This window comes from Paenarthrobacter aurescens (genome assembly GCF_041549525.1).
GTDB lineage: Bacteria > Actinomycetota > Actinomycetes > Actinomycetales > Micrococcaceae > Arthrobacter > Arthrobacter aurescens.
In genome coordinates this window covers 1915644-1929705 of the sequence record NZ_CP157456.1, presented here as the reverse complement: position 1 = coordinate 1929705, position 14062 = coordinate 1915644, and the positions used below count along the sequence as shown (strand labels likewise).

Annotated in this window: 12 protein-coding genes; 7 read left to right on the top strand and 5 right to left on the bottom strand. The window is 61.8% G+C overall.

Features of this window, described 5'->3' with window-relative positions:
- Window positions 1-18 precede the first annotated feature (18 nt).
- The gene (locus ABI796_RS08960; protein ID WP_141282157.1) at window positions 19-357 is read right to left on the bottom strand and encodes a DUF1801 domain-containing protein; all 339 of its coding nucleotides are present in this window, start codon (window positions 355-357) and stop codon (window positions 19-21) included.
- A 296-nt stretch (window positions 358-653) separates the two neighbouring features.
- Between ABI796_RS08960 and ABI796_RS08955 the strand changes: the two genes are divergently transcribed.
- From ABI796_RS08955 to ABI796_RS08945, 3 genes are all read left to right on the top strand, one after another.
- The gene (locus ABI796_RS08955) at window positions 654-1853 is read left to right on the top strand and encodes a pyridoxal phosphate-dependent aminotransferase (protein ID WP_141282155.1); all 1200 of its coding nucleotides are present in this window, start codon (window positions 654-656) and stop codon (window positions 1851-1853) included.
- The gene (locus ABI796_RS08950; RefSeq protein WP_141282153.1) at window positions 1850-2809 is read left to right on the top strand and encodes a D-glycerate dehydrogenase; all 960 of its coding nucleotides are present in this window, start codon (window positions 1850-1852) and stop codon (window positions 2807-2809) included. The genes ABI796_RS08955 and ABI796_RS08950 overlap by 4 nt, the downstream gene beginning before the upstream one ends.
- Window positions 2810-3090: 281 nt before the next feature.
- Window positions 3091-3378, top strand: coding sequence for a hypothetical protein (locus tag ABI796_RS08945; protein ID WP_141282151.1), 288 nt, complete (start codon window positions 3091-3093; stop codon window positions 3376-3378).
- Window positions 3379-3466: 88 nt separating this feature from the next.
- Here ABI796_RS08945 and ABI796_RS08940 read toward each other — a convergent pair whose 3' ends face one another.
- The gene (locus ABI796_RS08940) at window positions 3467-3841 is read right to left on the bottom strand and encodes a MerR family transcriptional regulator (protein WP_141282149.1); all 375 of its coding nucleotides are present in this window, start codon (window positions 3839-3841) and stop codon (window positions 3467-3469) included.
- A 52-nt stretch (window positions 3842-3893) separates the two neighbouring features.
- Here ABI796_RS08940 and ABI796_RS08935 point away from each other — a divergent pair, with 52 nt between their 5' ends.
- The 4 genes from ABI796_RS08935 to mobF all read left to right on the top strand — a co-directional run bounded on the left by ABI796_RS08935 (window position 3894) and on the right by mobF (window position 11299).
- Window positions 3894-4391 carry a flavin reductase family protein gene (locus ABI796_RS08935; RefSeq protein WP_141282147.1) on the top strand — a complete coding sequence of 166 codons (498 nt, stop codon included), beginning with the start codon at window positions 3894-3896 and terminating at the stop codon, window positions 4389-4391.
- A gap of 29 nt (window positions 4392-4420) precedes the next feature.
- A complete protein-coding gene (locus ABI796_RS08930) occupies window positions 4421-5755 on the top strand; it encodes an NtaA/DmoA family FMN-dependent monooxygenase (RefSeq protein ID WP_141282145.1) in 1335 nt (444 codons plus the stop codon).
- Window positions 5756-5844: 89 nt separating this feature from the next.
- The gene (locus ABI796_RS08925) at window positions 5845-7152 is read left to right on the top strand and encodes an NtaA/DmoA family FMN-dependent monooxygenase (RefSeq protein WP_246095693.1); all 1308 of its coding nucleotides are present in this window, start codon (window positions 5845-5847) and stop codon (window positions 7150-7152) included.
- Between the two features lie 580 nt (window positions 7153-7732).
- On the top strand, window positions 7733-11299 hold the full coding sequence (gene mobF / locus ABI796_RS08920; RefSeq protein WP_141282139.1) for a MobF family relaxase: 3567 nt from the start codon (window positions 7733-7735) through the stop codon (window positions 11297-11299).
- A gap of 604 nt (window positions 11300-11903) precedes the next feature.
- On the opposite strand, the gene ABI796_RS08915 is transcribed toward mobF, so the two are convergent.
- The 3 genes from ABI796_RS08915 to ABI796_RS08905 form a co-directional block, all read right to left on the bottom strand.
- The gene (locus tag ABI796_RS08915; protein ID WP_141282137.1) at window positions 11904-12185 is read right to left on the bottom strand and encodes a hypothetical protein; all 282 of its coding nucleotides are present in this window, start codon (window positions 12183-12185) and stop codon (window positions 11904-11906) included.
- A gap of 166 nt (window positions 12186-12351) precedes the next feature.
- Window positions 12352-12792, bottom strand: a complete 441-nt coding sequence (locus ABI796_RS08910; protein WP_141282135.1) for a single-stranded DNA-binding protein — start codon at window positions 12790-12792, stop codon at window positions 12352-12354.
- A gap of 52 nt (window positions 12793-12844) precedes the next feature.
- Complete coding sequence (locus tag ABI796_RS08905) at window positions 12845-14002, bottom strand: ArdC-like ssDNA-binding domain-containing protein (RefSeq protein ID WP_170224873.1); 1158 nt, start codon at window positions 14000-14002, stop codon at window positions 12845-12847.
- Between the last annotated feature and the right edge of the window lie 60 nt (window positions 14003-14062).

The following is a 14062-nucleotide window of genomic DNA, read 5'->3' as shown; positions in this document are numbered from 1 at the left end:
TCTCTCCGCCGAGACGCGTCAGGAGACCGCCTTCTCTACGAGTCTGCGAATCCTGGCTTCCGTCGCTTCATCCAGCGAGGTTATGGTCCATGCGACCGGGTGCATGTGTGCGCCCTCCTCCTGTGCTGGATTCACCACCTCACCAAAGCCAAACACCAGGTACTCCTTGTCCGGCTTGATGTAGCAAACATCCTGGCCATCCTTCACATAGAAGGGCAGTCCCCACCGTACGATCGGCTCCAAGGAGGGGGCGGTCTCCCGGATAATGCTGTGCAGGCGCTCCCCGATGGCACCGTATGGTGCGGGCGCCCCACGTAGTTTTGCCAGAACAGCCTCATCACCTTTCTTTGTGAACATCCGGTTCACGCCTCCTTCATGTGATTGTCAGGGAATTGCTGCGGCCGGACTCAAACCCCGGGACGCCAGGTGGTCAGCTACGAGCGCCGGTGCAAGCCTACGACGCCGGGGAATGCTAGTCGAGGCGCACATTCGGAGCAGCCCGTCCCCACCGCAAAACGCCAACTCCTGGTTATTGAACAGCGACGCTCAACAATTTTTCGAAAGTCATGAGCCCTCACGTTCGGACACTTTGATATATTAGTTATGTATTAGATGTCTACGGAAGACTCATGACTCAACGAGGAGTAAAAAGCATGCAGCAACTCGCGCATCGACTCGAACGGCTCGGCACCGAAACTGCCTTCAGCGTCGCCCAGGCTGCGGCGGCCTGGAAGGCGAAGGGGAACTTGGTTTACCCCTTCCATTTGGGTGACATCAACATTCCCACCGCACCGCACATCGTCGAAGCCATGACCAAGGCAATCGCCGACGGTTACACCGGCTACTGCCCCGGCCCGGGAATCCCACAGCTGCGTGAAGCACTCGCAGAGGACATTGGCTCACGCCGTGGCATCAGCCTCTCCCCGGACAACGTGGTGGTCATGACTGGCGGGAAGCCCGTCATCACGAAGTTCCTGCAGGCGGTCATGAACCCCGGGCAGGAGGTGCTGTACCCGAATCCCGGATTCCCGATCTACGAATCGCAGATCGAATACCTCGGCGGTACCGCCGTACCGTACCGCTACCTCCCCACAAGCCAGGGCTTCTCGATCGACCTTGACCAGGTGCGCGCATCCATCACCCCGAATACGGTCGCGATCATTTACAACGACCTGCAGAACCCCATCTCAGCTGAGTCCACTGCAGCCGAGCGTGAGGCCATTGCTCAGCTCGCCCAGGAGCACAATCTCTGGGTGCTCTCCGACGAGGCCTACTTCGAGACCCGCTACGAAGGAGTCTCCAGCTCCATCGCCTCCATTCCAGGGATGGCTGAGCGCACGGTCATCCTCTATACCTTCAGCAAGAAGTTCGCCATGACAGGCTCACGCCTCGGCTGTGCGGTAGCGCCCCTTGAAATCGCCAAGGTCCTGAGCACCCTCAATACCAATGACGAATCCTGCACCACCCACTACGTGCAGTGGGCAGGCATCGAAGCGCTCCGCGGAACCCAAGAACCAGTGCAGCAGATGTTAGACGTTCTGCGTGAACGTCGGGATGCTGCCTGCGAGTTAGTGAATTCCGTCCCTGGAATGCACGTCGCTGTGCCCCAATCCACCTTCTACCTGTTCCCGGATGTCACCGACGTCATGGAGAAAATGGGTTACACGGCAGTGGGTGACTTCGCCAGTGACGCACTCTACAAAACCGGCGTCTCCTTCTGCACCCGCGAACACTTCGGCCGGCGCCAACCCGGCGAGGAACGGCAATACATCCGGCTCGCCTACTCAGGCATCGACATCGCCGACATCCGCGAGGGCCTCGGGCGCCTCCGCGACTGGATCGTGACCGCATGAGCCGCGTTGTCGTCACGGGACGCATCCCCGACGCCGCCATTGAAAAACTCCGCGCCGAACACGAAGTAGATGCCTGGGAAGGTCCCGAGACCATTACCCGGGAAGAGCTTCTGCGCCGCGTAGCCGGAGCCGACGCCATTGTTTCCCTGCTCACCGAACGTGTAGATGCCGAACTGCTCGACGCCGCCGGACCGCAGCTCAAGGTCGTCGCGAACGTCGCCGTCGGCTATGACAACATCGATGTGCCCGTCTGCACCGAGCGGGGCATAGTCGCCACCAACACCCCCGGTGTCCTCACCGAAGCAACAGCGGACATCGCGTTCGGCCTCATCCTCATGGCCACCCGCCGGCTCGGCGAGGGCGAACGCCTCATCCGCTCGGGCCAGGCTTGGAAATGGGGCATGTTCTTCCTCCTCGGGTCCGGCCTGCAAGGCAAGACCCTCGGAATCGTGGGCATGGGCGGAATCGGCCAAGCCACCGCCCGACGAGCCAAGGCCTTCGGCATGGACATCGTCTACCAGTCCCGCAGCGAAATCGACCCAACGATCGCCGCCGAACTGGACGCCCGGCGGGTCGACCTCGACGAGCTGCTCTCTGTCTCCGACGTCGTCTCCCTGCACTGCCCCTACGGTCCCGCCACCTATCACCTGATCGGGGCCGAACAACTCGCGGCCATGAAGAATTCGGCGTTCCTCGTCAACACCACCCGCGGACCCATCGTTGACGAAGCTGCCCTGGCGACAGCACTCCGCGAGGGTGCAATCGCAGGGGCCGGACTGGACGTTTACGAACAAGAACCCCGCGTCCACCCCGGGCTGTTGGAGCTGGACAATGTTGCGCTCCTTCCGCACCTCGGCTCAGCCACCGTCGAAACGAGGACCGCTATGGCAGTCCTTGCCGCTGAAAACGCACTAGCCGTGCTTCGAGGAGAGCGCCCGCTCAGTCAAATAAGTTAGACCGGACATACCCTGCGACAGTGGCGAAGGCACCCTCGAAGCCGTGATCGCTTCGGGCTTCAACCGCCGTACGGTCCGTGTCATCGGATCCACGGGCCAACCGCTGGACGCTGACTTTGCGCTCCCCGGGGATGGAGCCTTTCGAGCTGAGTCTCGGCATCGGTCTGGCCGTCCTTCCTGACCGTATGAAGGACGGCCGGGGAGCCACAAACTTAGGAACTGGCACCTCATTCACGCCGCGCTAGATGGACCCGGCCATGACCTTGGTGACATGGTCCTAAGTGAGGAGGAACCCCAGGGCTTGGCTGAGCGCCGCGCCAGCAAAGCGAAGCGCCAAGCCGAACGGCTCACGACGGCGGGAGGACAAATCCCGCCGTCGTCCTCGCCAACAACGGAGCGTCAATGACATCCTGAATCGCTCGGATGCGACCCTGGCCTGCACGCACGCGACGGTTTGGTTCGCCCTCAAGAAGCACCCTCCGCAAGCATTGTCCGGCACTGTACTGGCGATCGATGATTCACGTCGTGTTTCCGCTGACACCGAAGAGGACTGGAGGCTCGCACGCTAGAAACGGGCTTGAGCCCAAGAACTGCCGGAGCGCGACCGCAGGAAGGCGACGAGTGCATTTGCATTCATTGTTCGCGGAGGAATACCAGTCATGGTGTTGGCTGCAACGCTTGGTCCATGGCAGCGATATATCGGGTGAGGGCGTCACGGTTCTGCTCAAGAGATGCGATGCGCTCGACCATCGCGTCGCGTTGATTGATGAGCATCATCCGGAGTTCGGGGTCGGGATCCCGAACAATGATTTCCTGCGATTGGTTGAGGCAGGGAAGGATGTCACCGATGATGCGCGTGGGCACCCCGGAGTCGACCAGGCCTCGGATTTTCGTGACGCGGTCGACGAGGTAGCTGTCGTAGTCCCTGTATCCGTTTGCGAGGCGGTGGGGTGTGATAAGCCCTTGCTCCTCGTAGTAGCGCAGCATGCGGGTAGCCACCCCGGTCCTTGCGGCAAGTTCACTGATCTTCACAAATTGATCCTAACTTGACCTTGACACTATGTGAAGGTTTCAAGATGGAGTCATGCACAAGAATTCTCTAGCATCCGGGCATGTCACCGCGGCCGAGATGCGTCATGTCCTTGCCGGGTTCCCCACGGGCCTCGTCCTCGTCGCGGCGGAGGTCGAGGGCAATGTTGTCGGACTTTCCGCCAACTCCTTCACCACGGTCTCCCTTGATCCGCCCTTGGTGTCCATCTCGTTCGCACACAGCTCAACGAGCTGGCCCATCCTGCGGCGGGCCACTCGTTGGGGGGTGAGCGTTCTGGGTGAGCAGCAGGCGCATGTTCTGCAGGAGTTGCGACGTCCGGCTCATGAGCGTTTCAACCGGCTCGATATGCAGGTCCAATCCGGTGCTGCTTTCGCGGCTGGCGCCTTGGCGAAACTCACGGTCGAGCTTGACACGGAAATCGAAGCGGGCGATCACACCTTGACGCTGCTGCGCGTTTTTGAGCTTCACCGCGACACCGAGCAACATCCCCTCATCTTCTTCGGCAGCGGCACGCACCGCCTCGCCCGCTAACCCCCCCCCTACGACTGAAGGACCACTCCATGACAGAGAAGAAACTCACCCTCGGTTTGGCGCTCCATGACGGATCCGGTGCACTGAACAACGTCTGGCGGGCCCAGCAAGTGGACCCAGGGAACTACGCCGACTTCGAAGCGAACATCCGTTACGCCCAGGCAGCCGAACGCGGTAAGTTCGCTTTCCTGTTCATTCCGGACTTCCCCGCAGTGCGCGGGGACATCGAACACGGGGGTGTGCGAAACATCATTGACCCGATGATTGCCCTGACCGCTATCTCCCAGGCCACCTCCCGCATCGGGTTCGTGGCTACCGGTTCCACCTCGTTCCAAGAGCCGTTCAATCATGCCCGACAGTTCAAGGCCTTGGACGTGCTCAGCCACGGTCGCGCGGGATGGAACGCCGTCACTACGAGCGACCCGGCCGTCGCGGCGAACTACGGCAAGCCGGTCGCTGAGCGCTCGGAACGGTATGAACGGGCCCACGAGTCCATCCAGATCGTGCAGGCGTTGTGGGGCAGTTGGCAGAAAGAGGCCTGGATCAAGAATCAGGCCTCGGGCCAGTACATCGACAGCTCGAAGCTGCAACCGATCAACATGCAGGGTAAGTACGTCGCCTCACGCGGACCCCTGGCCATCCCACCTTCCGAGCAGGGCCAGCCCGTGATCTTCTCCTCCGGGGGTCCGAGTCCTCACTTGCTGGCTCTCGCGGGCCGTTACGCCAGTGGATTCATCGGTGAGGTTTGGACCATTGAGGAAGGAAGGGCGCAGCGTGCGATGGTCAGGCGCGCCGCGGAAGAGGCAGGCCGTGATCCCGACGACATCAAATTCTTCGCCGGGATTATGCCCACCGTCGCTCCGAGTGTCCGCGAGGGCCTAGACCGTCGGATCTCGATCCTCGGCGATGCACTCGAGGTGCAGGTACCCCAACTGGGAAACATGCTGGGAATACAGATCGACCGTAATCGGCTCGATGAGCCCCTCACTGCCGAGCAGCTCTCCGGAGCGTATCCCTCACGGGATCCGCGCTCCGGTATCGCGTTGGACGTCGCCCGCCAAGGATGGACTGTCCGGGACACCCTCGCCCACGGCGTCATCGACTTCCACCCCACTGTGGTAGGCCCACCAGCACTACACGCCGACCACATCCAGGAATGGTTCGAGGCCGAAGCCGCGGATGGTTTCTGGCTCTCACCTGACATCTTCGAAGACGGCGTCGACGCCTTCGTCGACGACGTAGTACCCCTGCTGCAAGAACGCGGGATCTACCCGACCGATTACGTCGGCACCACCCTGCGCGAGAACCTCGGCGTCCCCGAGCAGTACGGCCTCGACCCCCGGGTCTTCGGCACAGAGGACTAGCCCACCCGCCGGCAGCTCCCCCAAATCAGGCACAGATCAGTACAGACGATGGAAGAACGTAGATGAGAAGCGAACATATGATCCTAGGCGTGGCCCTTACGAACAGTTTTGGTGCGCACCCTGCCGCCTGGCGGTTGCCCCACGTGAACCCAGAGGCCTACACCGACGTAGATGTCACTGTCGAGCATGCCCGGACGGCAGAACGCGGTGGTCTGCAGTTCGTCTTCATCGCTGACCGGCTGTTCCTGCACGGAGACCTGGCCGAATCAAATCCCCTGTTCAACATGGACCCGATCATCACGCTGTCGGCGATCGCACAGTCAACCGAACGGATCGGGCTCGTCGGCACGGCCTCCACATCCTTATTCGAGCCTTACCTGCTGGCACGTCAGCTCAAAACCCTCGACGTGATCAGCAGCGGCCGGGTGGGTTGGAACGCTATACCGAGTTTCGAACCCGATGCTTTCGCGAACTTCGGCAAGGAGCCCCCTGCACGGGAGAACAAGTACGAACGACTCCACGAAGTGATGCAGGTCGTCCAAGCGCTGTGGGGCAGCTGGGGATACGAGGCAGGCAAGCCCGACCAGCAGGGCATGTACGCCGATCCGGCGCATGTGAAGCCGGTCAACCTATATGGCACACAGGTCGGGGCTCGCGGGCCACTACCGGTTCCACCCTCCGAACAGGGCCAGCCGGTCATCATCATGCCCGCCAGCAGCGGCTACGGCCTGCAAGCAGCGGTCATGTACGCGAACATCATCATCGCCATGCCCTCCAGCATCGAAGAAGGCCGGGCACAACGCCAGGCCATCCGACAAGCCACAGCACAGGCAGGCCGGAACCCCGAGGACATCAAATACCTCGCCTTCGCAGGCTTCACCACCGGCGACACCGAACGCGAAGCCCTCGACACCCGCCTCGCGCTGGACGCCCACACCGACATCCGGCTACCCCTGGCACGCCTGAGCTCCTACCTCGGCCTGCACCAGCAACTCACCCAACCTGACAAGCCGCTCACCGCAGCCCAGCTCGCCGCCGTACAAGCCCACCCCGGCGACGCCCGATCAGCCCGCACAGTGGCACTCGCCCACGCAGGATGGTCACCCCGCGACATCCTCGCCCACGCCATCTTCGACCCCTCCCCCTCCGTCGTCGGAACCGCCGAACAGGTCGCCGACCACCTCCAGGAGTGGTTCGAAGCCGACGCCGCGGACGGCTTCATGCTCAACTTCGACGACTTCAGCACCGAAGTTGGCAACTTCGTCGACGACGTCGTCCCCGTCCTCCAAGCACGCGGCATCTTCCACAACACCTACAAAGGAAAAACCCTCCGCGACCATCTCGGGGTGCCTGCCCAGTACGGGTTCGACTCCAGAGTGGCAGGACCATCCGTTTGAAGGATCCTGGAGGCGTCCCGCACCCGACGAACGACTCCACTGCCTGAGCCGTCGGCCGCGACACGAACAATACTGCGGCACCGGCAGAAAATACCCGTAGCCTGGCAAATCTGGCTTGAGATCGCCGCACCGCTCACCTCACCAACCACTTACGACCCCACCTCGGCCGCTTCACACCTCTGGCATCCAAGGCCCGCCCGTCCGGAAAATCATGCTGAGTCTACGCACAGGGCGCATGAACTGGTGTGAACAAGCAGAGCTCCAGACAGCGACCACATGGCGACTCTGAAAACGGCGCCCAGCCTATGGACCGCCTCGTAACCGAGCTGCGATCGCAGGCCTCGGAACTGGAGCGTTTGCAGGCCATCTACGCCGAACTTGAAACCAGAAACTCTCTCCTCCACAACGAAGTCCTGCGTCTGAAGCGTGCCCAGCGAACAAACGTCCAAGATCTCGCCCGGGTGGCCGCGGTCTTGCTTCAAATTTCTCGGACTAAAGGCATCGCACTCGACTCAGTCACACTCGACATCCTCCGTCGGCGAGGCTGGCTGCCCGTCCGGCATCGCACGGGAGCACGGCCATGACGATGTCCATCGCCAGGCTTTCCGTACGGTCAGGGCTCAAATATCTGTTCAAGTCGACAATGCTGGACGACTTCTCCCCTACTCCCCCAGACACCATCAGCTATTACGTGAAAACCGGAACACCTCAGGGTCTTTGGCTGGGTAGCGGACTCCGCGGCATCGCCCGCACATCAGGCGAAAATATCACGGAATCCGATGCACGTGCGATCTTCCAAGACGCAGCCCATCCCGACAGCAAGGAACCGCTGGGGAGACCGCATGGGCAGGCACCAATAGACCAAAAGACGAACGGTCACAACGCGACGAAGCACGCCGTCGCCGGCTTCGACCTCACCTTCAGCGTCCCGAAGTCTGTCTCCACGCTGTGGGCCCTTAGCCCCCGCCCTGTCCAGGAACAAATACTAGGCACCCACCACGAAGCCATCGAAGCAACGCTCGCCTGGATGGAAGAGCAGGTCATCAACACCAGAGCCGGCCGAAACGGAGTGGCGCACGTCGGCACCCGAGGCGTCATCGCCGCAGCATTCGACCATTGGGAATCACGCGCCGGCGACCCCCAGCTCCACACCCACCTTGTCATCGCGAACCGGGTACAGCGCATCACGGACGGCGCGTGGGTCACCGTGGACTCCCGTTCCTTATACAAAGCCGTCGTGGCCGCCAGCGAACACTACAACGGGCTCCTCTTTGATGCCTTGCAGACGAGCCTCGGCACGGAGACCGACGTCCGAGTCCCGGCGCAGAACTCTCATAACCCCAGCCAGCAACTCACGGGTATCGCCGAAGCCCTTATCCGTGAATTCTCCACCCGTTCAAGGCTGATCGACATCGAGACCGATCGTCTGGTCAATCAGTGGATCACTGAACACGGAGCTCGCCCGACCGCGACAACAATCGTTAGATTGCGCCAGCAAGCCACGCTCTCGACTCGAACTCCCAAGAACGTTGAGCCGTCACCGTTGCGAACGCTGTCCGCACAGTGGCGCGCCAGAGCCATGGCCCAGGGCTTCGACCCGGAATCCGTCGTAGCGTCCACCATTAGGCGCTCCCGCTCACGTCCGTTCCACGTTGGCGACTTCGCCCCGGACTGGATTGACGCCGTCGGGCTTGTCACCCGACGGCGTGTGGCGGCCAAGCGCTCAACCTGGAATCGCTGGAACCTGATCGCCGAGGGTGAGCGCGTGTGCGCTGAGATCCGTTGCGCCTCCCCTGCCGACCGCAACGGGCTGATCGATGCCGTGGCCACCGCGGCAGAGCGTCAATCCGTGCCACTCAACCAGTATTGGTACGGCGTCCCCGCGGATGCGGCTGATGATCTCCGATTTGCCGGGCGCAGCGTCTTCGATTTCCACGGGTCGCGCCTCTACACGGATGAGTCGACGCTCGCCTTTGAGGACGAAATCCTGGCGGCAAAGAACGACGACGGCGGCCCGGCCGTTCCGGTCGACCTCGCCTTCGGGGCGCTCACCTCATACAGAAACACCGGAGGGTCTCCCCTGCACGATGACCAACTGACGGCAGCGTCGGATGTCCTGCTGAGCTCCAGCCGGCTCGACGCCATCGTCGGGCCAGCCGGGACCGGGAAGACGACGACCCTTGGCGCGGTCAAAGCAGCATGGGAGGCAACGTATGGGATGGGCAGCGTCATCGGCCTGGCGCCTGCTGCTGCGAGCGCGGAGGTTCTCGGCTCGGAGTTGCGCATGGTTACGGAGAACGTTGCTAAGTGGTTGCACGAATCTGTTGGGTCTGGTGCGGCCGGAAGGGCAGGGCGGTTCTTTCAGGCGGACGATCGACTGCGTCGAGCATCAGTTCCCCTCGGCCCTATCGTTAGTCGGCTTCAGCAAGAGGTCGCTCGTCTGGCCGCCGAGCAGAACCAATGGCTGTTCCGGCCCAACCAACTGGTAATAGTCGATGAGGCCTCCATGGTCTCAACTCTTCAGCTCGCAGCGCTGGTCTGTCAGGCCACGGATGTCGGTGCCAAGATCCTCTTGGTTGGGGATCCCGCCCAGCTGGATTCCATCGATGCCGGCGGTGTGCTTGGGTGGCTTGATCGGCAGGGCAAGGCAGCCCGGTTGAGCACGATCTGGCGTTTCAAGGATCCGTGGGAGCGGTCAGCTTCCCTCGGGCTGCGTGAGGGACGCGTTTCGGTGCTCGCAGAGTATGAGGATCACGGTCGCATTAGTCATGGCCACTACTCCGACATGGTCGACCACGCCTACTCCGCTTGGCACGCCGATATTCTGGCTGGCCGTGTCTCAGTCTTGATAGCTCCTGATAACGAGACCGTCCAAATGCTCAATGAACGGGCCCAAGCCGACCGGGTAGGTCTGGGCGCCGTGGACGCGGAACGTACTGTGGTCCTTCGGGACGGACTTCGGGCCGGTCGTGGAGACATCGTTATTGCCCGTCGGAATGACAGGTCCATTCGCGACGATCAAGGTGAGTTCCTTCGCAATGGGACGCTCCTGGAAGTCACGGGAGTCGATAGATTCCACGGCGCTCTGCGGGCTATACGCAAGGACACCGCAGGGGCCCTACTCTTGCCGAGCAATTATGTGCAAGCGTCCATGGAGCTGGGCTACGCCACCACGGCCCACCGCAGCCAAGGCCTCACTGTAGACACCGGCCACACCGTCGTAACCCCTGGCCGCCTCACGCGCGAGCTGCTGTATGTCAGCATGACCCGAGGGCGGCACTCCAACACGGCCTATGTCAGCGAGAACGACCCCGACGAGGACGAGCTCCTGGACCCAAGCGCCCGTTCGAACTGGCGGGTGATCCTGAGCGAAGTCCTTGCTGCTGAAGGTGCGGAACGAACGGCTCACGAGGTACGGGACTTCGAACGCCAGCACGCCGACAGCCTCGAGCGTCTGCATCGCGAGTACGATTACCTGGCTCAAATCGCTGCGGGCTTGGATTTCGCAAAGGCTATCGACGGTATTATGCCCGGCCGCTCTGAGGACATGCGAGAATCTCCTGCTTGGGGCGCCGCCGTCGCTGCGTGGCGACGAGCCAGCAGCGCCAATCGTGCAGGAGCCCTTCGGACCTTGAACGAGACACTGGACTCAGAAGCCAATGCGCGGGACCTGACCGCCGTTATTCACGCCCGGCTTCGCAGGTTCTGCTCGGCGGTGCCCCAAATGCCCATCGATCCGTTGACTGAGCAGCTGCCGACAGACCGCCCGGACCTTACAGTCCTGCTGGACCAAGTACGACGGCGGATTGGGAACCGTGCGGAGCACGTCGCCAACGCGGTTCTACGTGATGAGCCTGAATGGGCCAAACTATTGCGCAAAGACATCGAGGCGGGGGCAGATCCGTTCGAGTCGGCCGCAATGCTTCGTGATGTGGCCGTGTACCGGGATCGGTGGGGCGTCAATAGCGCGGCACTCGCCCTTGGTCCGACTCCGGCGGACTGGGAATGGGAACAGCGAGCGCAGTGGGACCACCTACGGCAAGAAATCACCCAAGCCGCCACACCAGAACCAGGGCTAACAGATGTCGGCAACTTGTATGAGTTCGACTCCCCAATAAGCCTGACAAGCACTGGATGGCAGCTTTAAACTGGAAGCTGGAGCAAGCATGCAGATAAACCCAGTCCTCAAGCCGAGAGTAGCAACACCCGCTCTTATCGTTGCGAGCGCAGTGACGCTGGTGCTTGCCGTGATCCTGACAGTTCTAAGCTTCACGATTTCCGGCACGGGTTGGTTGCTGGTCGCCCTCACGACTCTATGTGCAGTAGTCCTGCTCTTTTGGGCCCTACGTCTCCGTGTCCGATGGCAGTGGCAAACCGCAACCGCGGCACAATGGAAGCGTATCGAAAGCTTGAAGGCGGCTGGCGGGACCACAACCGAGATCACGGTCCTTACCGTCGACGCCCCTCAGCCGACAGGCGCCTGGGTCACCATCAGGTGGAATCGCTTCGACTACATCCAACCAGCGTGGATCGAGGCACTCCCCGAGCCCATCTGGCCGGGATCTGTTCTGCTGATTCGACCAGATCCAGCGCAGGTTCGGCCGGGAGCTCCGTGGCCCGAAACTTACCGGATCAGCGGCGACCATGTTCTGGCATGGGCACCGCTCGCCTAGTCATCGCGTCCGCCAATTCCCTCTGCGGTGCCATCGCTAGGCGTAGCCGGCATATGCCTCGAAGCGCCCACCACGCTCCTACAGCGGTCGCCCCCTCCACGACTCCTTATCCACCCGCTTGACCTGCCCAGCCGGGAACCACTCCACGTGGTAGGCCCGTCGGTCATCCACCCACTCGACCAGCCCAAACGTCCGCGTGTATTTGATCGCTCGACCATAGATCTCCCCCACGCGAACCAGCGGCTGACTACCAGGCTCCAGCTCGATGATCTTGCCGTCGTCAGGTCTGGGGTGGCTATTGTCGGCGTCTGTCTGCGCCATCATGCGGGCGAAAGCGGTGGAGTCTTGCTTTGGTCTCATAACAACAAGATTAGAACATATGTTCGAATGTGGGTCCCGCTCACTAAGGAAGAGCCCACGCCTCACCGAACGAGACGTGGGCCGAGAACGGCGAAGACAGGTCAAACCGTCATGTCATTCACCGGAGCTCCGCCGAAAGGGGGTGCCACCACCGGCCCTTTCGTGGTCACGTTGTACGCGGGCCAACCGGTCGCCGTCGTCGCTTGTGGCCCCGTCGCCTCAACAGCCGCTTCAGGCTCGGCAACTGCTCGGGCCGAGCGCTGATACGCGCCGTACCAAACCGAAGATCCGGGCCGATGGTGTCAGCGATGATCCGCCGGGCTTCGCGTCGTTCCCCGTCCTTGTCGTACGAACGGAACTCGAGCTCTCCCGACACCGTTACAGGGTCACCCTTCTTCAGAGAAGTAGAAGCGTTCTCCGCGAGCATCCGGAATGCAGACACGTTGTGAAAGACCGGTTCACCATCCCGCCAAGTGCCATCCGGATTCTGAATCCGCTGGTTCACTGCAACGCGGAGCTTCGCGTGCGGAGTACCGGACTCCCCGATGGTCAGTTCGGGATCTGCGACCAGGTTCCCCGCGATAGAGATGGGGATCTTTGTATTCATGATGGGCTACCTTCCTTAGTCGACGGGCCTCTCCCGACAGACATCTGCGCGTTCAGGGACCAGCAATCTCAGGACCATTCAATGAAGCATTCGGTCCAGGGACGCCGGCGTAGCTCGAACTAGCCGCCACGGAGCGCTCAGTACTAACGGCGGCGAACTTCCCGCCGAATCCAAGAGGGTCCGAGATCGCCAGGATCCCCCTGGTTGCCGCGGTCACCCGCCCCAGCACAGACTTGGCGATGTCTACACGCGACGTCGGCACCCAGGCCTCCGAGGAGTCGTGCTTCAAGTCCTTCTCCGCCCTGATCACTGCATCTGCCCAACCAGTCAGATAGGACGCTGACTGCGGTCCACGATCGATGCCGTGGGCCCGCAGGACGGTATAGGCAACCGATTCGGCTTCCACTTCCGCTAAGCCGCGATGGTTGGCGCTGCTTCCATACAGTCGTCCCAAGCGGTCGTCCGGTCCGTGCAGAAGGACGTGTCCGAGTTCGTGGGCAAGAACCGCTACCCGCTCCTCGTCGTTCATCCAGGCACCAACCTGAATTCGTCGAGCATCAAAGTCGGTGTAGCCGCTCGTGTAACCGTGTTGGAATCCCGACACTTCGACCCGAAAACTGTGCTCGTTCGCAACCTCCCGCAGGGAACTCCACAGATCACCCACGTCTGCCCCACCTTGAGCATCCGCGCGAGGCACCAGCAGCGGCGTGCCCTCCGTCTGGGTAACATCAAAGACAGCCTGGCCGCGCCAGCCTGTGATCACGTTCTTCTTGCCTCTGCTGATGGCATCAACAGGCGCAGTCTGATTCGCTGGCAGGAGCTTGCGCTGTCCGTCAGCCAGAATCAGTTCCTGCATTGAGGCCGTCCGGGGCGCAATCACCCAGAGCGCGTGTTCTCCCCGCAGAACCGTTCGCCCATGCCGGGCCCACTCTTTGTAGCCGGCCACCAGCGTCGGCTCTTGGGTACCGCGGTGTGCCATCTGCATCATCAACAGGGCGACGTTACCCCCGGAATAGCGCCACAGGGTTGCGGAGGCGTCGAGCAGAACTTGCCAGCGCGTTGGCGAATCGATTGCTTCCTCAAGCGCTGTGTGAAGTCCCGCAGTCAGGTCGGCTATTCGTTCTTCGGGTGACAGGCGAACGTTCGACGGCGGCGCGGCGGCTTCCGATGCACCGCTTGCGTCAGCATTCAGTTCAGATTCAGCGGCCACGACAGCCATCCTTCGTGCTTCTAGACAGCCCTATGAAGGGATCACCTATTTATGTCGAGC